24 protein-coding genes and 2 pseudogenes are annotated in these 22,380 nt (G+C 62.4%); 16 read left to right on the top strand and 10 right to left on the bottom strand.

Annotated elements, in window-relative coordinates; translation table 11 throughout:
• Window positions 1–38 precede the first annotated feature (38 nt).
• Window positions 39–608, top strand: a pseudogene (locus tag LQ220_RS15135) (hypothetical protein); the annotation flags it as partial.
• Between the two features lie 169 nt (window positions 609–777).
• Here LQ220_RS15135 and LQ220_RS15130 read toward each other — a convergent pair.
• From LQ220_RS15130 to LQ220_RS15115, 4 genes are read right to left on the bottom strand one after another with little or no spacing between them, the layout of a single operon-like run.
• Complete coding sequence (locus LQ220_RS15130) at window positions 778–1,125, bottom strand: hypothetical protein (protein ID WP_230189018.1); 348 nt, start codon at window positions 1,123–1,125, stop codon at window positions 778–780.
• A 17-nt stretch (window positions 1,126–1,142) separates the two neighbouring features.
• On the bottom strand, window positions 1,143–3,251 hold the full coding sequence (locus tag LQ220_RS15125) for a hypothetical protein (RefSeq protein ID WP_230189017.1): 2,109 nt from the start codon (window positions 3,249–3,251) through the stop codon (window positions 1,143–1,145).
• 2 nt (window positions 3,252–3,253) lie between these two features.
• Complete coding sequence (locus LQ220_RS15120) at window positions 3,254–5,023, bottom strand: hypothetical protein (protein ID WP_230189016.1); 1,770 nt, start codon at window positions 5,021–5,023, stop codon at window positions 3,254–3,256.
• A gap of 2 nt (window positions 5,024–5,025) precedes the next feature.
• Window positions 5,026–6,438 (bottom strand): tyrosine-type recombinase/integrase, encoded by a 1,413-nt coding sequence (locus LQ220_RS15115; protein ID WP_230189015.1) that lies wholly within the window; start codon window positions 6,436–6,438, stop codon window positions 5,026–5,028.
• 107 nt (window positions 6,439–6,545) lie between these two features.
• On the opposite strand from LQ220_RS15115, the pseudogene LQ220_RS15110 reads away from it, so the two are divergent.
• The 9 genes and pseudogenes from LQ220_RS15110 to LQ220_RS15070 all read left to right on the top strand — a co-directional run.
• A pseudogene (locus tag LQ220_RS15110) lies at window positions 6,546–6,887 on the top strand (hypothetical protein); the annotation flags it as partial.
• Window positions 6,884–7,234: a DUF3768 domain-containing protein gene (locus LQ220_RS15105; RefSeq protein ID WP_230189014.1), complete on the top strand. Its 351-nt coding sequence runs from the start codon at window positions 6,884–6,886 to the stop codon at window positions 7,232–7,234. The pseudogene LQ220_RS15110 and the gene LQ220_RS15105, both read left to right, overlap by 4 nt.
• Before the next feature lie 230 nt (window positions 7,235–7,464).
• Entirely contained in the window at window positions 7,465–7,794 is a 330-nt protein-coding gene (locus LQ220_RS15100) for a hypothetical protein (protein ID WP_230189013.1), read from the top strand.
• Window positions 7,795–7,937: 143 nt separating this feature from the next.
• Window positions 7,938–8,420, top strand: coding sequence for a hypothetical protein (locus tag LQ220_RS15095; RefSeq protein WP_230189012.1), 483 nt, complete (start codon window positions 7,938–7,940; stop codon window positions 8,418–8,420).
• A 75-nt stretch (window positions 8,421–8,495) separates the two neighbouring features.
• The gene (locus LQ220_RS15090) at window positions 8,496–8,816 is read left to right on the top strand and encodes a hypothetical protein (RefSeq protein WP_230189011.1); all 321 of its coding nucleotides are present in this window, start codon (window positions 8,496–8,498) and stop codon (window positions 8,814–8,816) included.
• A 168-nt stretch (window positions 8,817–8,984) separates the two neighbouring features.
• The gene (locus LQ220_RS15085) at window positions 8,985–9,488 is read left to right on the top strand and encodes a DUF736 domain-containing protein (protein ID WP_230189010.1); all 504 of its coding nucleotides are present in this window, start codon (window positions 8,985–8,987) and stop codon (window positions 9,486–9,488) included.
• A 136-nt stretch (window positions 9,489–9,624) separates the two neighbouring features.
• Window positions 9,625–9,939 (top strand): antitoxin, encoded by a 315-nt coding sequence (locus LQ220_RS15080; protein ID WP_230189009.1) that lies wholly within the window; start codon window positions 9,625–9,627, stop codon window positions 9,937–9,939.
• Between the two features lie 11 nt (window positions 9,940–9,950).
• Window positions 9,951–10,349, top strand: coding sequence for a type II toxin-antitoxin system VapC family toxin (locus tag LQ220_RS15075; RefSeq protein WP_230189038.1), 399 nt, complete (start codon window positions 9,951–9,953; stop codon window positions 10,347–10,349).
• A gap of 346 nt (window positions 10,350–10,695) precedes the next feature.
• Window positions 10,696–11,016 carry a single-stranded DNA-binding protein gene (locus LQ220_RS15070; RefSeq protein ID WP_230189008.1) on the top strand — a complete coding sequence of 107 codons (321 nt, stop codon included), beginning with the start codon at window positions 10,696–10,698 and terminating at the stop codon, window positions 11,014–11,016.
• 63 nt (window positions 11,017–11,079) lie between these two features.
• Here LQ220_RS15070 and LQ220_RS15065 read toward each other — a convergent pair whose 3' ends face one another.
• Together LQ220_RS15065 and LQ220_RS15060 are read right to left on the bottom strand one after the other, a co-directional pair.
• Window positions 11,080–11,253 (bottom strand): hypothetical protein, encoded by a 174-nt coding sequence (locus LQ220_RS15065; protein ID WP_230189007.1) that lies wholly within the window; start codon window positions 11,251–11,253, stop codon window positions 11,080–11,082.
• Window positions 11,254–11,364: 111 nt separating this feature from the next.
• A complete protein-coding gene (locus tag LQ220_RS15060) occupies window positions 11,365–12,492 on the bottom strand; it encodes a hypothetical protein (protein WP_230189006.1) in 1,128 nt (375 codons plus the stop codon).
• Window positions 12,493–12,967: 475 nt separating this feature from the next.
• Here LQ220_RS15060 and LQ220_RS15055 point away from each other — a divergent pair, with 475 nt between their 5' ends.
• Window positions 12,968–13,942 carry a DUF2493 domain-containing protein gene (locus LQ220_RS15055; protein ID WP_161731455.1) on the top strand — a complete coding sequence of 325 codons (975 nt, stop codon included), beginning with the start codon at window positions 12,968–12,970 and terminating at the stop codon, window positions 13,940–13,942.
• A gap of 208 nt (window positions 13,943–14,150) precedes the next feature.
• Complete coding sequence (locus tag LQ220_RS15050) at window positions 14,151–14,729, top strand: hypothetical protein (RefSeq protein WP_230189005.1); 579 nt, start codon at window positions 14,151–14,153, stop codon at window positions 14,727–14,729.
• A gap of 533 nt (window positions 14,730–15,262) precedes the next feature.
• Here the strand turns inward: LQ220_RS15050 and LQ220_RS15045 are convergent.
• Window positions 15,263–15,436 (bottom strand): hypothetical protein, encoded by a 174-nt coding sequence (locus LQ220_RS15045; RefSeq protein WP_230189004.1) that lies wholly within the window; start codon window positions 15,434–15,436, stop codon window positions 15,263–15,265.
• A gap of 249 nt (window positions 15,437–15,685) precedes the next feature.
• On the opposite strand from LQ220_RS15045, the gene LQ220_RS15040 reads away from it, so the two are divergent.
• Window positions 15,686–16,807, top strand: coding sequence for an IS110 family transposase (locus LQ220_RS15040; RefSeq protein WP_096064031.1), 1,122 nt, complete (start codon window positions 15,686–15,688; stop codon window positions 16,805–16,807).
• A gap of 522 nt (window positions 16,808–17,329) precedes the next feature.
• On the opposite strand, the gene LQ220_RS15035 is transcribed toward LQ220_RS15040, so the two are convergent.
• On the bottom strand, window positions 17,330–17,716 hold the full coding sequence (locus tag LQ220_RS15035) for a hypothetical protein (RefSeq protein WP_230189003.1): 387 nt from the start codon (window positions 17,714–17,716) through the stop codon (window positions 17,330–17,332).
• On the bottom strand, window positions 17,710–18,249 hold the full coding sequence (locus tag LQ220_RS15030; RefSeq protein ID WP_230189002.1) for a hypothetical protein: 540 nt from the start codon (window positions 18,247–18,249) through the stop codon (window positions 17,710–17,712). The genes LQ220_RS15035 and LQ220_RS15030 overlap by 7 nt, the downstream gene beginning before the upstream one ends.
• A 275-nt stretch (window positions 18,250–18,524) precedes the next feature.
• Between LQ220_RS15030 and LQ220_RS15025 the strand changes: the two genes are divergently transcribed.
• Window positions 18,525–18,749 (top strand): hypothetical protein, encoded by a 225-nt coding sequence (locus LQ220_RS15025; RefSeq protein WP_135965690.1) that lies wholly within the window; start codon window positions 18,525–18,527, stop codon window positions 18,747–18,749.
• Between the two features lie 112 nt (window positions 18,750–18,861).
• Here LQ220_RS15025 and LQ220_RS15020 read toward each other — a convergent pair whose 3' ends face one another.
• Window positions 18,862–19,080 (bottom strand): hypothetical protein, encoded by a 219-nt coding sequence (locus tag LQ220_RS15020; RefSeq protein ID WP_126849486.1) that lies wholly within the window; start codon window positions 19,078–19,080, stop codon window positions 18,862–18,864.
• A gap of 706 nt (window positions 19,081–19,786) precedes the next feature.
• Here LQ220_RS15020 and LQ220_RS15015 point away from each other — a divergent pair.
• Together LQ220_RS15015 and LQ220_RS15010 are read left to right on the top strand one after the other, a co-directional pair.
• A complete protein-coding gene (locus LQ220_RS15015) occupies window positions 19,787–20,077 on the top strand; it encodes a hypothetical protein (protein WP_010405779.1) in 291 nt (96 codons plus the stop codon).
• Complete coding sequence (locus LQ220_RS15010) at window positions 20,067–22,379, top strand: type IV secretion system DNA-binding domain-containing protein (protein ID WP_230189001.1); 2,313 nt, start codon at window positions 20,067–20,069, stop codon at window positions 22,377–22,379. Before LQ220_RS15015 ends, LQ220_RS15010 begins: the two co-directional genes overlap by 11 nt.
• Window position 22,380: the final 1 nt, after the last annotated feature.

Genomic DNA, 22,380 nt, shown 5'->3' with positions numbered 1-22,380 from the left:
TCCTTACGGGAACGACTCGAATTACCGGTTCAGTATAACTGCTTCCGCAAAGGGCGTTAATCGGTTCCGCTCAGACGCTGCTTGTCGAGCTGGCAGCGCGCGGGGAGCCGCCGGATCTGGTCCTGACGGCCGACCCCGGTGCCGAGAAACCGGAGACCTATGAGTATCAAAAGCTGATCGCCGCCTGGATGGCGGCGCGCCGCATTCCTTATGAGGTCGTCCGTTACGTGCCCCGACGCTTCAAGCATTGGCCTCCATATTATTCGATCCTCGCAAACGTGCTCACCAATGCGACGCTCCCCAGCATCAGTCTGGGACGCCACAGCTGCTCGCTCAAATGGAAGGTCGCGCCACAGGACGCCTTCCTCAAGCGATGGGCGCCGGCCCAGGCCGCGTGGGCGCGCGGGCATAAGGTCACACGCCTGATCGGTTATGACGCATCTCCTGCGGATACGCGCCGCTATGCCCATGCCTCAGCGATCGACGACCCGCTTTTCGATTGTCGCTATCCGCTGCGCGAGTGGCGCTGGACGCGCGACCATTGCACCGCTCGCATCGAAGCGGCCGGTCTGCCGGTCCCGCGCAAATCGAGCTGCTTCTTCTTATGTTTGCAGATGGTGTCTCGTCTCACGGTAAGTCTCTGTTTCGAGGCGTATAAAATTATTCAACGTTTGAGACGGTTCCCGACCATCGAAGCGCTCGGGGCAGTTGCAAAGCGCTACTGCACTTTGCAACTGCCCCGAGCGCAACCGCCGAAGGCGGACCGACTCGCTCGCATCACGAACTTGCCTCCTGCATTTTTGGCAGCATTGAGCGCAGTTGCCGGATTTCGGCATCCTTTCCTTCCAGCGCCGCCTCCAGCATGACGATCCGATTGAGCAACCGATTGACCGCGTCGCGCAACTCGGCATTGCCGCTTACAGTTTTTGGCTTGGCCTTCGCTGGCCTTGGATGCTCACCGAACCGGGCGAGGAGTTCGGGGCAGCGATATGCCGTCGCCCGGCTGACGGCGGCTTCGCGCGCGACGTTGGTTACACTCAGCTTGCCATCGGTGGCGTTGCCTTTGCCTTCGCGCAACCGGTCATAGGCATCGAGCAGTGCGACGGTGCTTTTCGATCTCTGCATTGGGTTCGATTCCGCCGTCATCGCTCGACCTGTTCCAGTAACTGCCTGTAGATATCGAGCTGCGCCTCGATGGCGTGCTTTTGGATCGGGCTCACATTCTTGCCACTCTTCATGCTCTCCGCATCTGCGATGCATGACCGCAGGGCTGGCACATGGCGCTTCGCCACCACGCTGTTTGGACATCGAGAGGGCTGGCACTTCGTAAATGCCGGCTGTGCGTCGGCTCCTTTGACCTTCAGGCAGAGGGCATGGTCAGCATAGAAGAAGCAGTCGTTGATGAAGCCCGGATGAAGCGTCACCGCGGTATTCGAGAGCATTTTCGCGTGTCGTCGATCACCGACGACCGTGCCGGGCAGATCACCGATCTTGTTCCTGATCCTTGTAAAATCGGCGACAAGCTTGGATCGCATGGGGCCGCCGGGATCGATCCCCGCCTTCCAGTCCTCATACATCTCGACGATATCACCGAGCTGCGCGAGGCGACGTTCCTCTTCGATCTCTGAGCGGAAGCCTGACGCCGAGGTGCCCGCATAGCCTTCGAACATGATGGCGCTGGCGTGACCATATTGCAGCATGCCTGCGATCACCCCGAAGGGCTGGCTGGCGATATACCATGCGAGCGTGCGGCGGAGCTGGCGCGTTTGCCATCGCCAGGGTTCACCGTCATGGTCGGGGATATGATACAGTGCCGTTATAGGCCCGGCCTCGTCTGGCGCCATCGCCACCATCTCGTTGGCGAGTTTGCTGCACTCCTTGACGAAGTAATTCAGGTACTTCGTCGATTGGTTGGCCGTCAGCCGCTCGTTGCCAACTCCCTTGGTCTGGACCGTCATGAACAACGGGTCATCATCTTTCGGCGATGATCCGGCATCGATAACCCTGCGAAGGTGATCCTGCAGCCGTATTGCTGCTGAGACGGCGCGCGCTACCGGCTCAACGACCGTCCAGTGGTGTTCGGCGCCATCAACGTTGTCCCGGCCCTTGAAGATTCTACCGACAAGTTCGTACCGGACGATGCGGGCATGTTCGTCGCGGATGACGCGCAGGCAGCCACGCTTGAGCGCGGCCACTTCCTCGCCGCGCATTCCCGACAAGAGCCCGATCACCAGATAACAGGCGGCCATGCCGGGTATGAAGGCGTAACGACTACTGAAGCTTGGAAGATGGGACCTCCAAGCGACGTTCGTCCCGGGCATCGAGGTCCAGCGACTGCTGGCGCCGGGGCGTTCGGTTCCAAGCCGCAACATCGCTTCCTCAATGACGGTAGACCGCGCCTTCAGCACTGCGACGCCGAGGCCGCTCGCCTTGCAGATTTCCGGCCAGGCGGGTTGCGCCTGGGGAGTGACCGGTACTCCAGAACCTGCCGTGTCGAGTGCATCCAGATAGGCCCGGAGTCGCTGGTCGCTTACCTTCGGCGATACTCGTTGCCGACGTGCTTCCATGTCGACCGCCGCTATATCACGTCGCGCGATGATATCGTCGATGCCGTAATCGACGTAGAACATGGCCCAGCGCAATGCTGGTGCGGTGATGGCCTCCGGTACTCTCGGTGTAACATTCTCTCCGCCGCGGCGGTATCCCGCGACCCGTGTCGCTGTGCGGTTGCCCCAAGGTGTTATTTCTATGCCCCGGAACGACATCAATGGGGCGTAGAGCGCTAGCCGCCGTATTCCGACGATCTTGTAAACCAGCGTTGCCGGCGTGAGATGGCGCTTTTTCGAGAGCCAGTGATCCAGCCACGGCTGATCGATCTCATGCAGTTGGAGCCCGGTTTCGCGCACCTCGCGCAAAAATTGCCGCGCAATAATGCTCATATGCATCAGCGAGCTAGGCTTGAGGGTGCCGAGACGGCAACGCACCTCGTCGCGGGGCTCGTAGTGCAACGACAGGAACAGATATTCCCGGATCAGTTCCCGCTCATCGATATCAGCGATGCGGTACAAGCGGATTCGCGATTCATGGCCCTTTGCTGGCCTCGCGATGGCGCATTCCAGCAACCATTCATCGTCCCCGACGAGCGAGACGTTCTGCTCCGCGCGGCCGCTCACGACCATGTGGGGCGGGATCACCAGCGCCGAACGATCGATCCGCCAGGATGCCTCGGTGCGCTCCAGCAGCGGTCGCACGCTCAACTTCGCAGGAGATGTGGGGGCAGCGCCGGCGCGACAGCTGTGCTTCCCAGAACGGATCGCGCCTGTTCGATATTACCGGGAGCGAACACTGGGAGTATTTGCGCCGTGATGCGGTCGTGGTCGGCGCCATGCCGTTCGCGCCACTCCGTTTCGGTCATGACCGCGCGGTGGTCATCGAGCCATGTCAGATAGCTCAACAACGCTGGCAGCTTTCGCGCCGTGAACACCGCGTTCGCGCAATGGAGGCAGCCTGTGAACGCGATGGCGCAGGAGCCGTCGTCGTTACGCCCCATTGGACTCGACCAGAAGCCGGAGCATATGCCGAGGAACGTATCGGTATCGCCCGACACCAACGATGCCACCGCGCCCGGATCGAGCTTTCGGTCTGCGATCGAGAGGCCGGATGCAAGCGCACCCGCTTCCTCTGTCGGCGGAAGCACCAGTGGCGCCATAGCCATGTCGAACAGCTGTGTTTCGGCAACCTCAACCGAACGCGCATGCTCTTCTCGCAACCCGTCCACCGCGGCATAGTGCCGAGCGGCAACAACTGGTGAGTGATCGCTCGCGAAGCGGCGAAGGTGACCAGCGTGCCGCAAATAGTTATCGCGCTTGACCGTTTTCCTCAGCCGGGCAGGTACGATCCTGCTTATCGGCTGGCCGGCGTCGTCAACGAGGCCGAGACTCCGGATGGCGGCGTAGAAGTTCTGGGTGCAAAGTCTGAACCGGCGCCAGCTTGGCAGGCCGGCCGCTACGAAGCCGATCCATAGGTAATCCGCATCCGGGTCACCTCGTTGGGTCATTCGCTCGGCGGCGGGTCGGGATAGTTCCAGAGCGAGGCGGACAAGCCCGCCAGGTGTATTGATCCCGCCGTCTCGCACACGCTCCCGCTTTATCTTGGGGCCAACGCCACCCCGGCCTTTCGTGTATTCGATCGAGACATAGCCACGCGCAGGATTTCTAAGGCAGTCGCGGCGAAGCGTTCGCAAGCATTCTATCGGCATTTCGACGCGAAGCGCGATCGCGATGATGAAGTAGATCGCGTCGGGCAGCGTCAGAACGAGAAGATCGCTCGCAGCGGAGACGGCAACCTTTCGATATTTGAACAGGTCGAACTCGCTTCGAGCGGGACGCGCGCCGTCTGCGACATGCAGGAACACATCCTCAAAGCGATTTCTGTCCAGCTTGTTTCGCAAAGCCTCGACCTGATCGCATCCCGCAGCGATCCTGTCGCGTGCGGCTACCACCCTGCGATCGACCGCCTCTTTCAGGACGCGAGCAACGAACGGCGTTAACGGCTCGCGAGGCCGCAATGCCTTCCCGTTGTGACGGCTCGTGAAGTTGATCCGCGCCTTCAGATCTGGACGCAGCAGATCGAGGTTGTGCTCGTCGATCACGCGAAGGCCGTAAATAAGACACCGGAACCGCGAGTATTGGCCCAGCACGTCACAGGCGTCGATGTCGGCGGCAGTGACCACGCGAAGCCCACCGTCAATGCGTCCGGTGGACGTCAGGCGCTTCCCAAGCGGTATCCAGCTCTGCCGATACTGCTCGACGCTCGGGACGGCCAGTCCCGAGAACAGCTCCTTCATCATCGGTCCAAGATGCAAGGCGAGATCTCGACCAAGCCCCTTGTTTCCGACGTCGTGCGGCAACCAGGTCATTTCGCGGCCGACGCCGTCACGATGATGATAGGCAACGATCGCATCGGGTTCCGGCTCCGGCGCCTCCGGGGGTAACCGGTCGAACAAGAGGCGAGACCGGCCCACGGTTAGAAGAAGCCCAACAGACGAGTGTCCAACGCTTCGGCAGCCTGATCGATCATCTCAAAGGCCTCATCGACATAGGTCAGATATTTCTGCGTCGTCATGATGCTGGAGTGGCCAAGCCATCGCTGGACCCGCCGCAGCGGGTCGCTGACGATCTTCATATATATTTCTTCCGTTCGATTGGGGAGGGATCGCCCGTCGAGCCTCATCACCTCCGCCTTGATGAGGTGTGTGAGCCAATAGACCGCAAAGGTATGCCGCAGAGTGTGAGGAGATACGTGGAGTTCCCAGCCCTTGGCCTTCGACAGCTTCTCGCTCGCGCGGCGGAAGATCGACTGCCAGGCCGCAGGCGTCAAAGCATTTCCGTCCTGCGCGAGCCACAATGCTGCTGGTTGCGCGATTTCCAGCGGAGCATCCGGTTCAGGCAGCAATATGAGATTACGTCGCTCATCGATGCGCAGGTTTGCCAATGGTCGGAGGCGCTGTTCGCCCTGGATCAGGATGCGTCGCCCGCCCGCGAGGCTCCCAATAAGCGGCTGTCGCATCGTCCGGACGCCGCCAGCGCGACGCCAGCGATCAACCAACTGACTCCGTTCTTCGCGGACATAGGCGTCGATGAAGCTGCCGGCGACCCGCTTCGGGAATGGCACTGATCGGGGTTTGCGCCCTTTGGTGATTGTCGCAGGAAGGTCGATCAAGGCGCTGCGACAGCCCTCGAAGACACGGGCGCTCGCCATGGGAAGCTCGCCGATCAGAAGGCTGGCGCCTTCCTCAAGCCTGACACCCGTCGTCACGAGCAGCTCGGCGAACGCAGCATCGCGCAGCGGATTCCGACGATGAGCCACGTTGTTCGCTTGACACCGACCCAACAGGCCTTGGTCCCGGAACACGACGTAATCCTCAAGTGGGATCATACGGATCGTGTCTTCGGCAACCGCGCCATCACGGCGGAACTTGGTTTTCGGTGCCGACGATATGAGGCTCGCTTCCTCACCGGCGGCCCATTGATAGAAGCGCGTCAGCGCGGCAGAAGTGCGCTTCCATGACGATCCCGACAGTCGGAGGTCGCCCGGCCCCTCGAGCCGAACGGCACGGTATTTCCCGACATCCGCACTGGATGCGTCAAGTAACGACTTCGAATGCGCGTCCCGCAGGTAGCGGGCAAAGACCTGAAGGTCCCGGGCATAGTGGCCCGTGCTGGCAAGCGACACGCCATCGCCGCGCAGGAACGACACGAACGAATTGAGCTCGGCAACAGGGCTCCCGTCGGGATTGAGGAGAGTGGGGATGCCAGATTCGGGTAAGTATCGGGCTCCGCTCCGTTTGGCAGCATCATCGAGGGCTGGCCGGATCACCCTGCCATCAACGAATATCGGCTCGGTTCCCAGCCACGGATCGAACGTGAAAAGATGCACTGAAACCCCCGTTTACGGCACTTGGTGAGCCTGCTCTGTTGTCTCTTTCTGGCCAAAGATGGGGCAGGATCACGAGACCGTCAAAACCTTAATGAAGCGTCTCAATGACGGCATAATTTTTCTGCGGCGCGATCCGGCCCGATGAGGTGCGTGCGTTGCCGCAATGGTGCCTGCGCCTGATCGTCCTCATCGAGGCGCGGGCCGAACCGCGCCTTCGCACCGTCGAAGGTCTCTGGCGCCGGTCGACCAAAACCAAACCCGGCAGGATCACCGATTTCATTCGCGCGGAGCGCCTTCTTCCCGAGGCCGAGATCGATGCGATCCGCCGCGACGCACCGACCGAGCTTGTCCGCTTCCAGGACGCCGCCGGCCTCGTGCCAGTGAGCGAGCGTCCGACGATGGAGGAATGGCTCGAGAGCTTCAACGCTGGCCGGATGGAGGCAGCATGACCGACCGAATGTCACGGATCGCCGCGCTCAACGACCGTTGCCGCCAGGGTCTGGATCCGACCGGCCGCATCGTCATAACCGCCGCCTGTCTCGCGACCTTCGCAGGGGAGGGGGGCAAGGTTGCTCAGATTTTGGCCCAGGCCGAGTTGATGGCCGCAATCCGTCGGTACGTCTTCAGGCCCGAAGATGGCCGCGAGCGGGCGCGGGGCGATCTCGTCATCGCTGGCCACGTTGTCCGCTTCACGATCGATTATTATGACCTCACGCTCGAATGGGGGTCCGAAGACCCCGCTGACCCGCTGGTCACGGTGAGGGTCATGACGATCATGCTCCCCAGCGACGACTGAGCGTCGCGCAAATTTCGACAGCCACTCCGGAGACCAGCCATGCGGCGGATTACACCGGCCGGGCCCGAACATGGGCAGGCGATAGCAATAGCAGTTGAGCGTCTGCGCGAAGCCCGTACTCTGCTTCGGCAGGCCGGCGCGCGTCAGGCAGCCTCGGCGGCCGGCAAGGCGATCAGCAGCGCCGAGGGCGCTGCTCGCCACGTACAACACAGGATTCGGAGGACGACCCAATGAGCCGACATGACCTTCAGCCCAAGGCCGACCAGCCGCATGTCGTCCGCGCGACCGTCGGTTGGGACCGCCCATTGCAGACGTTTTTCGCACAGGTGTTCTTCCGCACCGAGGACGAGCCAGATGAAGGGGAAGCCCTGATCTGGCTCGGCACCGAACCCGGCGAAATGCTGACGCCCGAGGCCGTGATCGACGTGGTCGCGCCCCATGTCGAAGTGCCCCCTGACCTCGCCGAGAGGCTCGATGCTGAAATGCGTCAGACGACCGGCATGAAAGACGGACGCCACCAGGCCGCGGCCAAGCGGTCGCTCTTCGGCTCCATCCACTGATCCGCTGAGGCGCTCACGCTCGCGACGAGCCGTCTTCACTCATCCACCCGCGTCGTCGGCACTGCCGGCAGCGCTCACCGTCGTGTGCCCGGCGCACCGATGATCTAGGAGCCATTATTGCAGACCGTGTCTCAGCATCGATCGTGATTGGCGGATCGCTCTCGGCATCGGCATACACCGAACTTGTCGCACTGATCAGCGACGAGGGCCTTTCCACCGAATGGGACGGAGAAGCCTTCGCGCCGCACCACCGCGCCGTCGGCAGACCCCTCAGCCTCTACGCGCACGAGGTCGCGTGGGGCCGTTTCGGAGAACTCGAAAGCTGGTGCGTCGAGCGACTTGTCCCTTTTGCCAGATGGTCGGGCGGCTATTCCGGCCAGTGGGGCCCCGAGCGTGTCGTTCACCAGGGCGACGGGACGCTAACCTCCTACGCGACGACCGAAGACGACATCGTTGTCATCCCGCAAGAGGTGCTCGAAACGCTCGGCTCTTTCGAGGCAACCCTCGCACACTTCGCCGCAGCGGATTTCACCGTGCCGCCGCTCGTCGTCGAAGGCGTTCTGCCCCAGTTCGGGGTATCGTCGAAGTCCACCCTGGATGCGGAAGGACTGCCGCATGTCGAATAACTACTCCGCCTTCTGATCGACTTCGCTGTTGCGCCACAGATGCAGACCTATAGCTTCATCGCCCGGAGACAGACGATGACCTCGATTCCGACCGATTATGATGCCGCGCGCGCGGCGCTGACACGCCTCTTGCCGATCGCGATGTCCGACACCGGCCAGGCGCGCCGCGTTGCCAACTTCCTGATGGCCTGGTGGAACGGCCCGGACCTGGGCCATTTCGAGATCGCCGATATGTTCGGCCTCGACGTTGCGATCGCCAACGACATCACGACGGTCATCGGCTTTCTCGGTCAGAACGACCGCGGCGCCGTCTATATAGACAGCCTGGGTTTCGCTGAAGAGATGCAAGACATCATTGCGCTGTGGCGAAAGCCGGCAACGCCGCCCACCAACTGACGTCTTCATACGCCCCTGAGACGATCAGGAACGACCCGACGGCGCCGAAGAGGCGTCCGTCGGAGCGGCGCTGGCGCGCCTTGCTCGGCCGAACGGCCGAGGAGCTGAGTGGGAGAGAGAGTGTGTTCGGACAAGGGGTTCGAGCAGCACAACTCAAGGAGACTTCCCATGAACATCGGCACCATCACCCAGAACGCCAGCGGCACCTACACCGGCAAGATCTCGACGCTCACCGTCGCAATCGTGATCGCCCTGCGCACCGTCCAGTCCGCCAACCCGCGCGCGCCCAAGTTCGAAATCCTCGCCCTTTCGGCTGCCCGCCAATGGGTCCAGGTCGGCGCGCTGTTCGAGCTGTCCTCCAACTCGACTGGCGAGACCTTCCTCAATGGCAAGATCGAGGACCCGAGCCTCGACAAGCCGCTCTACATCTCGGCGTTCCGCCAGGAGGATGGCTCGTATAACATCGTGTGGTCACGTCCGACCCGCCGCCGCGATGCGCCCACCGACGCTGCCGCAGCCGACGATGGCCTGCCGCCGCTGCCGGGCGCCGACGAGCCGGCTGCTCCTGCGGGTGGCGACGGTCTGGGTGAATCCTCGGCCGACGGCGCGTTCGGAAGCGAGCCCGCGGCGGCCGGCGGCCGCAAGCGTCGCACGCCCGAAATGGCCGACTGATCGGTCGCCACCCGTCCTCTGACGCGCTTCTTTCTCGGCGCTTAGATCCTGACAGGGCTCGCTTCGCTCACCTGGCGAAGCGGGTCCTGTTTTTCGTTCGCTCGAATCCGTCATCCTGTGCGGTCGGCGCACTTGCATGCTCGGCGAGCATGTATATGTTGATGTATATGCAAAGGAGGCCATCGTGGCAGCTAATCATCCTCAGGCTTCAGTCTCGCGTGAAGTGAAGCTTTTCCGAAACAACAAAAGCCAGGCGGTGCGTATTCCCGCCGACTTTGAGCTGCCCGGCGACCGGGTGATGATCCACCGCGAAGGCGACCGATTGGTGCTCGAGCCGATCAAACGCAAAAACATCCTCGAGGTGCTCGCAGGCCTCGAGCCGCTCGGACCGGACGACCAGTTTCCCGATATCGACGATACGCTCCTGCCAACCAGGGCAATTGATCTGTGAGCAAACTCTACATGCTCGATACCAACATCGTGTCTGAGCTCGCGCGAAATCCGCACGGTATCGTCTCGTCCAGGATCGCCGAGGTCGGACCAGACTCGATATGCGTAAGCATCATCACAGCGGCGGAATTGCGGTACGGCTGCGCGAAGAAGGGCTCGCCCAAACTGCTGGCACAGATCGAAGCGATCCTTGGAAGCGTTCAGGTACTCGCCCTCGATGTCCCCGCCGACACCGAATATGGCGGGATCCGTGCCGAGTTGGAGAGCGCGGGCAAACCGATCGGTCCGAACGACCTCTTCATCGCTGCCCATGCCTATGCACTCGAAGCGACGTTGGTGACGGCCAATGTCGGCGAATTTTCACGCATCTGCGCGCTCACTGTCGAAAACTGGCTCGCCGACCGCCCCTGAATCGGCGACCGGCCTGCCAAGACTGATGTCGCTTGGCCGCGGTCTCCCCGGTGAATGAGACTGCGACGCACAGTGGGACGGACTATCGCCGAGACCGTGATGGACTGATGGCGCAAGGCAATCCTGGCCGGGTTCGCCCGCCTTCCTTCGCCTTTGACTGACACCTGCGGCGGACGGTCTCGCAACACAACCCCATCCTGTCGCCCGTGTTGCCGCTTCGCGGCTGCCCGCGCCAGCTCCCTCCAGGGGTTTCCCTCCGCTTAGCGCTCCGGTGCGATGCGATCCCGCACGCCGCTCTTCGGTGTCACCGGCGGGAAGGCCGTCGGACCCAACAAGGAGCACGCCCATGAACATCGTCAACATCACCGGCCGCGTCGCCAAGGATCCCGAAACCCGCGGCACTGTCACCTCCCTCATCGTCGCAACCGACCGCGTGAAGCTCAAGGACGGCAAGACCTATGTCGACGAAGCCACCGGCTACACGGCCAAGGAGACCGAATTCCACAAGGTCACCTGCTTCAACGGCCTCGGCAAATCCGCCGCGACCCGCGAGAAGGGCAACGTCGTCGCGATCTCCGGCCGGATCCACTATTCGAGCTGGGAAGACCGTGACGGCGTGACACGCTACGGCTGCGAAATCATCGCCAACAGCATCGACTTCTTCTGACCCTGGGGCGGGCGGCGCCGAAGGCGCCGCCTCGCTTCGCAAGGATCGGTTTCCTGTAAACGTTTAGTCGTGGCGCGGCGCGGCTCCAAGCAGATCCGCAACGCTCTGCGCAAAACTCTGCGCAAGGAGCGCCTCGTCGCGCGACAGCGTGATCTGGCTCGCCATGCTCGCGTCGAGCAACGCTTTGAGCCGTGCCGCCAGTGCCTGGGCGGCTTCCTTGAGCAGTGCCTCGTCCATCCCGCGCCTCGCGTCGTTGATGCTGCTGACCGATGGCGGGCACGGGAATCACATCGTGCTGCTGCCTATCGAGGCCGACTTATAGCATATTTCGGCCTGTCAGCTCGCGTCCTATTCTCCGCCTCCGGAGATCGGAGCGGCGAGCGGGGCCACAGCCGTGGAATAGACCCATGCCCGCGCCAACTGGTCGGAAAGCGGGTCACGGAACATGATCTTGCGCCACCGGCCCTTACTCTCCTCAACCGCAATTTCGGTGCCTTTCGGCGCCTTCAAGACGACGGCGCCATCGCGGGCCGGGGCATTTCGAAACGTCGCATCGCGTGAGAGATAGGCGCGCGCATGCTGCGCCAGGAACGCCGCCTCGGATTGCGCCGCCGCTTCATGGTAACGATGATGCTCCGCCTGCGCATGATCGATCTTCTGGTTCAGCGTGCTGAACGCTGCTTTCTCCTGCGGGCTCATCGTCGGCTGCTGCGGAATAAGTGCATAAGCACCCAGCAGGGTCAGGATGAAACTGATGAAGCCTACCAGACCCATACGCTGCAACTCGGGCAGGGTGTTGGGACCAAGGCCCTGGAAGAAGCTCAGAACGAGGTCGAACAGAGAGCCTTGCAGGCGGGCCGTGTCTTCGTCCGTCTCTGCCGTGGCGATCGCCACGGCGACCCGCTGCATCTCGATCACCCTGCGCGCCGCAAACGACGTCGCGGTTTCCCGCTCATCGACGCTCGCGCGCAGCGTGAGCGTGTCGATCACGAGCATGCGCTCGGCAATCGCACTGAAGGTCGAGAAACGCGGCAGCGCCTCGGCTATCATGCGTTTGTAGGTCGCGCCGGCACTGGCGGACGCGATCGCCGATGCGACGAGCGACTTGTTCGCATCGAACGCCTTCACGGTGTCGAGAACCGAAGAAGCCAGATGACGTTGCTGCTCGACCAACGACGTATTCTGCTCAGCGAACCGGCGCGCTGTGTCCGTAACCGAAAGTGCCCAGGCGTTGCTGGTCAGGTGCTTCAAGCTCTCGCGGTCCCTCCGATCGCGCTCAAGCGTGTCGAGTATCCCGCGATAGGGTGCGTCGAGATCCAGCCCGCGCAGCATTTCGCTGGCTGTCTTCGCCTGCTTGACCGCGTCGGCGATCGCATTGCCGCCAAGTGCATTGCGGAAGAGGGCGGCACGCTCACGCTCTTCGCGCAGGAAGCGATCGACGGTGCTCTCGGGCAGGCCAAAGGAATTGTTTCTCATGAAGCCATAACTGTCAGATCGGCACGTCCTGCGCGACCAACATCTGGGCAACCAGAGTGCACCGCGGGCAGACAGTTCGACGCATCCCGGCAAAGCCGGGACCGGCGCTCTACTCGGCTATCGCCTCCCGGAGCCCCGTTTCACGGGTCTCCGCCCTTCGGGTGACGATCACCTTGCGATGGCGCCTGGGGCAAGCGGAGTGCCTTAAAAAATCTCTCTCTCTGAATGCCTAGATATGACGTGCGGGGATCCGAGCCCGTCAAGGATGAGCGGTTCCCCCAATTTTCACGCGGCCCGCCACTCTCGCTTCGCTCCCGTTCTGGGCCACGAGAAAATCGGCTCCCCCGCTCCCCGCTCACGCGGCGTTAACAGGGGTCCGGCTGCGCCGGCTTCCCGGTTAACGTCCCTGACTGCCACGACCGCCGCACGTCGAATGAGAAGCCTCATCGAATGGATGAGATTCATGGAGGCTATCATGACCAACTTCACGAACTTCGCCGACCTCGCCAGCCACATTGCGGCAGCGCGCGAGAATGAAGACCTGACCCAAACCTACGAGGGTGCGTTCATCGAGCATAGCGAGATGGCGAAGCTGAGCATCGTCGAAGCGCCCGAAGCTCTCGACATGCCCGATCCGGAGCAGGTGCGAGCGGCTGTCGAAATGATGATGCAGACGATGTTCGATGTGCTGCGCGACACGCGCATGGAGCCATTTGCCACCGATCTGGTCTGGGGGTTCGCCAACAGCTTCCATGTCGTCGCCAAGCGGATCGAAGGCCGCGAGGACGATGCGGCCAAGAAGCTAGGCGAACTCGCCCGTAGCTACGACCCTTCCGAAATCTACGCGACCGAACTGGAGGACACGCAACTGCTCTGCCAGACGCTGCAGGGGTGCCGCGAGGCAATGGAGTGCATGCGCGACCATGCCGCCGAAATGTACCGCGTCGAGACCGGAAAGCCCTTCTCACCGGTGCGGGGAAGCCGGGTATCGAGCGCGCTCAACGCCTCGATGATCGATGCCCGCGACTATCTGGCCTCACGTGCCCGGGAACGCCGGGAACAGTTCGCCCCCGAGGGCCCGGTGGTGGCCTTCTCTGGAGGCCAGGCGTGGGAGGATGCCGATCTGCTCTGGAAAGGCCTCGACGGGATCAAGGCGCGCATCCCGGAAATGATCCTCGCGACCACGGCGCAGGCCAAGGGATGCGATGCCGTGGCGCACGCTTGGGCGGCCTCGCGCGGCGTGAAGGTCATCCAGTTCCGCCTCGACCGCAGCCAGGGAAACCGCGCCGCCTTTGTCCGCAACGACCGCATCCTCAATCTGAAGCCGGTCGAAGCCGTCATCTGCGAAGGGTCGGGCATCCAGCAGAACCTCGCCCAAAAGCTGCGGCAGGCCGGCGTCCCGCTGCACATCGTCCGCCTCGCGCACCAGCGCACCGCACAGCGGGCGTGAGCCCCCTGTGGAGAGGTCCTGGCTTCGGCCGGGGCCTCTCTACTCTTTTCTTGTGTCGACATGCGGCGCTCAGGGGCATCGAGCCCCTTCGCGCCGCGCTGGACTGAGCGCCTGCGCTCGCCGATCGAGACCCGCGACCACAGATCAGGCTCGCGAAGCGGTCAGAGGGGAGGGGGGCAGGAGAAGCGGTTCAACAGGGGAGGACGAGATGTCCATCACGTTCCGCATCGCTACCGCCGCCGACGATCAGCCTCGTCCGATCGCCACCATAAATGCCCGCCAGCTCGCCGCCTTCAGAGCGTTCCTTCGCGAGGAAAGCGAGCGGACGTGCACTGTACTTCTCGATCCTGACGCGGACGAGGACGCGTTCCTGTCCTATCATTTCGAAGCGCGCGTCTGCCCGTTGGCGCTTGCCGCGGTGACTCGCGTCTTCGACTTCCAAACCGACGTCATCAGCGTCGTCGAGGAAGCGCAGTTTCGTTGCCGACGCGTGAGCGTCTATCGCATCGAGCAGACCGGCATGATTCACCTGCGGGTCGCCTTGACGTCCGATCGGGGCTTGGAGCTCGACTTGGCCGCCGCCAACGCCTTTGCACTGCTCGAAGGCCTTGGCCTTCGCCCCGACAGCGTCGGCGAAATCCCGATCGACACGGTGCGCGCCCGGCTCGCCAATCCGGCCGTCCGGCGACGCGCCGCCGAGCACGGCGTGACGGCCTATCTCGACCGGCTCGATCAGCTGCTCGCGACCGCAGATGCTGACGACACTTCGCGGCTGGAATGGGCCTAGCCTCCGTCCACATCCCGCCGACGAAGGAGGGCGCGCCGCTAAGGCTGGCGCGCCCTTTTTTTGCCCCCCTGTCTCAAGCCTTGAAATCGACCCGAACTGTCCCGATCTTCCTTATAAGGGCGTGGCCACGCCCTTCCATGGACAGCGAATCAGAACCAGCGAAACCGAAAACTCGAAACCAGCAAAACTCAGCAAACCGAAAAACAGCCAGCAAAACTCAGATCCAAACAGCGAACCCGAAAAACCAGCAAACAGCGAACCCAGATCCAAAAGCGAGACATGGAAACATAGAGGTTCGGCCTCTTAAAACACCGAGCAAGCGCGTTGCAACGTAATACCCCTTCAATCTGGGGGCGCGTCCCCATCGCTGGAAGTCAAAGCGATGGAATGGCACAATTTCGCAGAGATCCTGTTTGGACTCGCGGCTGTAATCACTGCCCTCAAACAGGGCGGCAAAAAGAAATGAACGACGGGGCGGCAGGTGCGAACCTGCCGCCCTTTCGCGTTCTGGAAAACCCGGACCGCCCCGCGTTTCAGGATGCGCCGGGAGCTTGATCCGGACGCTTCCGCAGGAGCGTGTCGATCGCGCGTTGAAGCTGTGTGACGCTCGCTTCTTCTCTTACGCCCTGGAGCAGGTTTTGAGCCTGCCGCATCAGCGCCAGTGCCATCGCCCGGGTAATGGCCGGGTCCTTCTCGTGATGTTCCATATCGCCCACTCGGAGGCGCGCTCATGTCGCGACAGTGCTGGTGCGCCTTCCCAGACAACTCCCGCGCGCTGGGCGCGGGAGCCGGGGCTGGTAACACGTCGAGACATGCGCCTACGCTTTTAGTGCCGAGGCACCTGGACATATAGGGTCGTTGCGGTGGCGGCGACGTTGAGCGATGATATTGCCCGGACTCGGTCGAATATTGGCTGAGATCTCGCACGCATCACCACCAAACTTCAGGAGGCGACCATGGCTATCAAGGTCAAGCCGGACGAAGTGATCCGGCATGAAGCAGTATACAGCGTCGGTCTGGATGTCAGCCAGCGCAGCACGAGCATCTGTGTTCTCGATCCCGACGGCAAGACCGTGATGGAGGGGCAAGCAAAGACCAATCCGTTCGAGATCGGCCGCTATCTGCAAAAGCGGATGGAAGGACCGCTCAAGCTCGGCATGGAGACCGGCAGCCTTGCATCCTGGCTCTACCATGGCCTGCGCAAGATGGGCTTCGACATCACCGTAATGGATGCAGTCCATGCCCACCGGGCGCTGTCACTCAAGCGTCAAAAGACCGATCGAAATGACGCGCACGGCCTGGCGGAGATGGTACGGCTCGGGTCAGACTGGATGAAGGCCGTGCACATCAAGGAGCAGGCGAGCCAGGAACTGAGAGTGCAGCTCGCTGCAAGGGCGCGTCTGGTGAAGCAGAAGATCGACCTTGAGAACGAACTTTGTGGTTTGCTGAAGCCCTTTGGCTTGATCGTGGCGCGCGGGAATGTCAGCGCCGACACCTTCCGCGATCGCGTTATCGACGCACTATGTGAGGCCCAGGACAACGGCTTCCATATCCGGCCGCTGTTGATGCCGCTACTCGACGTACATCGGATCATCGCCCAGCACATAGCGGAGGCCGACATGCGGCTTGAGATCGCGGCCAAGGCCGAACCGGTCTGCCAGCGCCTCATGACCGTCCCGGGCGTGGGGCCGGTCACCGCATTGGCTTTCCGCGCGACGATCGATGATCCGACCCGCTTCAAGAGCGCATCCGATGTAGCCGTCTATCTCGGCCTCACCCCGCGCCGATACCAATCGGGCGAACAGGACTATCACGGGCGCATAAGCAAGCGAGGGCACTCGCCGACCCGGCTTCATCTTGTCCAGGCGGCCACCGTGCTGCTTATCAGCGTCAAGCGATGGTCTGCGCTTAAGGCGTGGGGGGTGCGCCTCGTCAATCGCATTGGCTTCAACAAGGCGAAGGTGGCGGTGGCCCGAAAGCTCGCCACAGTGCTGTACAGGATCTGGCGTGACCAGAGCGAGTTCCGGTGGGGAAAGGCGACCATGGACCCTGCGGCATCTGCCGCGGCTACCAGTTAGTCGCCCCATCCACGGAACCTGGACGGGAGAATCCAATCCCGGACGGGCGTAACCTGCAGGAACGGCGGGTAGATGACCTTGAGCGCGTATTGTCGGGTCTATCCTTACGGAAGGCATACGGCGTTGTTGACATATGAAGGCATCACTCGTGGCAGAACCCTAAATGACGGCATCCGGCTATGCCTCCAGAAGAGGCTTTCACAATCAACGTCGGCATGACCTCGCAGAGAATAGTGAATCCTGCTCAACGCCCTTACGCACAACCACAAAAGGAAGAAATTATGAGAGACTGATCTTCACTCTTGACCACCGCAACGAGAGAATATGCGCAGGCACCCCGGCGTGAAGCTCACACCGAGTTGCTGCTCTCGACGGGATTACCAGTCCCGGCGCTGCCGCTTCGCAGCGCGGGATCCGACTAACATGAGGGCATGCTTCGAACCATGCTTTTGTGAATCAGCAGGCGACGCCCCAATCATCGACGCCACGGCGGGCGCCCGATTTCAACAGCACGCGCGACACTTATTCCGCCGCCTGCAAGTTAAGCCTTTCCCGCAGCGCGAACGCACGGAGCATTTCATCGAAACCCATCATGATCGCCCGCAGCTTGATATCTGGACCATCCTTGGGATCGCCGCCCTCCCAGATTACCGGAACGCCGTCGTGAGGAATCTCAAAGAGCCGATAAATGGCAGCGGCATAATGCGCCATTTCATCAAGGCGTGTTGAATAGAGACCGAGCACCAGCGCCATCAATCCGTCATGGGCTTTCATGTAGTCCGCCGCGAGCGTCGACAGGTTCAGCGGCTCGGTGCCGAGCGCCTTCAGTTCTGCCCGGACTTTCTTATTGACCCGGCCGCTGGACGCCAGTGTCGCCGGAAAGAGCTGTAGGCCGATCCGCGCTACCATCGACCCATCTGGCCCTCGCTCGGCACGAACGAAATCGGAAGTTCGTGGTGCTGCGCATAGTTTCGCAACTGACACAGGCAGCGATAGGCGAGGCTGGTGTCGAACCAGTGGTTTGTCGCCGCCTCGAAGGCCAAAGCCTCTACGCTCCCCGCGCCGAATTCCGACAGAAGACGCGTCTTCGCCCGATCGCGAAATGCACTGGCTGCGCCAAGGAAGTTGCCGACGCGCCGCTGCGCGCTCGCGTTCGCATCGACCCCAGCCGGGATCGCGATCATCCCAACGTCCAGCAGTTTTGACAGTGTCTCGCCGATCTCCATCTCCGCATTCCTCACCGCTTCAAAATCTGAGGTCAGCGCAAGATAGTCGACCGTGTACGGCCGCAGATATTCGACGACGCGCGTGAGACGCCGGAACTCTACCCAATTATCCTCTTCGAGAGGGCGGGCGATGATGCTGTGGTCCATCGTCGCGTTGGGCTTCGACCGATACCATCCAAACCTTCGGCGGCCGGGCAGGTGGCTATCGTCGTTCATTCGCCTGGCACTCCTGTCGCGCTCCCATCAGAGGATAAAATCTCTCACAGAATTCCGAGTCTGTCGTTGAGGGAGCCGCCGCGTCAAGGACGGCGGGGCCCCACCATTTTCTTCGGCGGAGCGAGCGGCAGTGCTCCCTTTCGGCGGCGGTGGCCGCCGAAGAAAATCGTGACCCCCACCGCCGCTACGCGGCGCCGGCTGTGCCGGCGTCCCTGACCCGGCGGCTCCCTCAACGACGACCTTTCCCCTGTCATTCAAGACGACAGGAGGACCACATGCAGATCATCTCGACCGCCGCCCACGCCGACACCGCCAACTATCTCGCCGCGCTGGCCTTCGCCGAACGCCGCGCTCTGCACAGTTTCTTCGACCAGCACGTCATTGAGGACGCGCCCGGGCGCTACGTCGCCATCGACGAGGGCGACTACAACGCGCTGCCGATGACGCTCATCGACCGGGTGGTCCACACGGTCCCGGGCCGGATGTCCGACGAGTTCTAAGGGATCAAGGGAGGGGCTCCGGCCTCTCCCTTTTTTTGCTGGGAGAGGTACGGACATGGGGGGCATCGAACCCCCCATGTCCGTGCCGCGCCGTTGGCGCGGCGGGTCAGGTTCAGGCTGCCAGCCGCTTCTCGACTGCCTCGATTCCGAGGGTCTTGATCCGGTCGGTGAGGGCCGCCAGCCGTTTGGCCTCGAGCTTGAGCAAACCTGATCTTTCGACCGTCGAAATGGCCTGCTCGCGCTCTTTTTCTTCGAGCCTTCTGCGCCGCTCTTCCAGCCGACGCGCATCCTCTTCGAACGCCAAACGCTCCTGTTCCAATGTTTTTGCCATATGGGCCTCGTGTTCAACGCTAATCGGGCTGTGAACATGGTAACTATAACGGCGATTGCACCGCGCTGGAAGAAGCAGGTGAGGGCGGGGGGCGCATCGGGCTATCCGCCCGATGACGGCTCTATTCGCCAGAGATCCCGCCGCCCTGGACGGCCGCCAGGATCAAAGCTCACGGAGCCAAGGCAGACGCCTTGTCTCCGCCCTGCCGGGTTACGATCCTCGCCTGGCCAATGGGGCCGGTGGCCCCAATTGATGCGCGCTTCGGCACCAAAGTCCCGGCGCGCATGGGGAAGGTATCGCTCGCTTGCCCGTCCCCGATCGCGCAGCCTGACTGCTTCGCAGCAGACGCTATGCACGTTCCGCCCATTGGCGGAGCGGTGCCCAGCCGGCCCCGGTAACGGGCACCCCAGCAGACATCGCCAGACAGTCCAGGGACAGGGTATCGGTCTCTGAGGATATGCACACCCTACGCACCTGAAGGTGCAAGGTTTCCGTTGCTGCGCAACGGTTTAGCGCGGATGGAAAGGCGACTACATTGTAGTACGGTTCTTGCGGCGCGTAAAAGCCACGCAAATCCGCCACTTGGGCGTAGTACGGACGACTACGATGGTTTGGCACTCGACGATCAACTTGCCGCGTGCCAGCCTCTAGGCTATAAGTCAGGACTTCTTCAGTCCCCACCAGCCTCCCTGCTAGGAGGTTGGTCTTGGCTACCAGTTACCGGCACTATAATGTGCGGCTCGAGCGGACCCAGTGGGATCGGCTGAGCACCATCGCTGCGGAGCGCAAGCTCAGCGTCGCCGACATCATCCGGTCGGCGCTGGACGTCTTCCTCTCCTCGTCCGATCTGCTGACCGCCAGCCACCGCCGTCTTGCACGGATCAGCGAGTTCCAGCAGCTCGCTTTGGACATCATCATCCGCGAGCAATATCCCGAGCTTCGTGAGCGGCTCGTCGCCGAAACCGACAAGCGCCTGGTACAATATCATGGCGCGTGAGGACATCCGCTCCAACGGGAAAAACATCCCGCTGACCCATCACTCCGCGCGGGGCCGGGTTCAGCGCAACTCGGGCAATTTCACACGCGGCAGCCAGCTCCTCACCCATGAGATGCTGATGTGGTTTTCGGGCGCGAAGCTGCCCATCATCGCCTGGTTCTTCGCCTTCCTCGCCGCCTGGTTCATCATCCTTTCGCTGCGCCTCGACGAGCATGGATTCCAGCTCGTCTGCATGAAGCTCTATTCGGCGCTTTGGAACTGGGTCGATCTCAATCCCAACAAGCGCGTCAATGTCACGCTGCCGAACGGCGAGATCTACAAAACGATCATGCCGGCCGTGCCCTATATCCCCGCCGTCCAGAAGGCGTGGGCAACCACGGTTCACGCGTTTATCGGCTCGATCCTCGTCTCGGTTTTCGTCATCGCACCGATCACGATCTGGTTTGTCGATATCTCCCGCCGGCGCGGCAAGACCATCCTCCAGGAACGCCACGAACGCGGCGCGATGCTGGTCGAGCGCGACGTCCTTTTCGCCGAAATCGCCCAACATAACGCCGCCAAATTCGAGGAAGATGCGCGTCAATTCTTCCCCCGGCTAAGCCCTTCGGCGGTGCTCCGATTGCCCTTTGCCGAGCGGAAAGCCGGCGGCATTCACCACCCCTATTCGCTTGCCGGCGTGCCCTATCCGCACCGCATGGAGCAGTCGCACACGATGCTCATCGGCACGACCGGATCGGGCAAGACTACCGAGCTTCGCAGCCTCGTCGCGCAGATGCGGGCGCGCCAGGACAATGCGGTCATCTTCGACCTGACAGGCGCCTATGTCGAAGCCTTCTACGATCCCGAGCGGGATACGATCCTCAACCCGATGGACCAACGCTGCCCGGCCTGGTCGATCTTCAACGATTGCCGCACGCATAGCGAGTTCACCGCTGCCGCAGCGGCCTTGATCCCATCCGACGGCGGCTCGTCAGAGCCGTTCTGGGCGCTCGCCGCACGCACGCTCTTCATCGAGATGTGCATCCGGCTGCAGGAGCGCGGGCAGACCACCAACCTGGCGCTCAGCGAGAACCTCATGACGGCCGACCTGAAGCGGGTGCACCGCTTCCTCGCCAACACCATCGCCGACCCGCTGACCGCCCCTGAAGCCGCCCGGATGGCGGAATCGATCCGTGCCGTCTTCAACACCAACGCGCAGGTCCTGCGCTTCCTGCCCGACGAGGGTGAGCAGTTCTCGATCCGCGACTGGATCACCGGCGACAAGCAGCCCGGCTCGATCCTTTTCATCACGTCCAACTATGTCGATCTGGCGATGAACCGGGCGCTGCTCACGCTCTGGATGGACCTGTGCATCAACCGCCTCATGACCATGCCGCGCACCCGTTCCTTGCGCATGTGGTTCATGTTCGACGAGCTCGGCGCGCTTCACAAACTGCCCGCGATCGAGAATGGCCTCCAGACCGCGCGCGCGTTCGGCGGCGCGATGATCCTGGGCATCCACAGCTTCGAGAAACTGGTCGAGGTTTACGGCGAACAGGGCGCCCGCAATCTCGCCTCGCTCGCCCGCTCCAAGCTCATCCTCGCAACCGCAGACCTCGATACCGCCGAGCAATGCGCGCGTTACATCGGCAACCGTGAAGTGCGTCAGATGGATGAGGCGTACAGCTATGGTTATAACAACAATCGCGACGCCTCGACCCTGACCCCGCGCAAGCAGGTCGAGCCGCTCGTCATCGCCGACGACATCACGAATCTGCCCTCGATGCACGGCTTCGTGAAGTTCCCCGACGGCTTCCCGGCGGCGCGCATCCTGCTCGAATGGCAAGACTATCCCCAGGTCGCGCAGGGCTTCATCGCCCGACCCAATATGACCCCCGTGCGGTCGAGGCGCGGAGAGGAAGTGTTCGCCGAAGAGGACGGCGCGGGAGGCGAGGCAGGTGGGCGTGATGGCGCCGTCCAGATCGTGGAGGAGGTGGTCGAGGCGACCAATCTCGCCAAGGAGATGGCGGCGCGGATCCTCAGCACTCCGACCGAAGAGGAGAATGCCGAGACGATGCGCGCGGCGCAGCGCAGCGACGATCGCAACGAGCAGACGACGCCCGCTACCCATGCGGCTGACAAGGCGCAGACAGCGCGCGACAAGCCGGAGGAGCAGGCCGCCGGCACCCGGACCAGCGAGGAGCGCCGCGACGGTCGCGACGCGCAACCGCGGGCTGCCCAGGTCGAGGATCAGACCCTGGTCGAGCTGCGGGAAGGCTTTGCCAGCGGACGGGATTCCGATGGCATGGACATGGGGATCTAGG

The sequence above is a fragment of the Sphingobium sp. CECT 9361 genome (genome assembly GCF_918741285.1).
Lineage (GTDB): Bacteria > Pseudomonadota > Alphaproteobacteria > Sphingomonadales > Sphingomonadaceae > Sphingobium.
The sequence above is the reverse complement of the archived record's forward strand: the minus strand, read 5'-3'. Positions and strand labels throughout refer to the sequence as shown.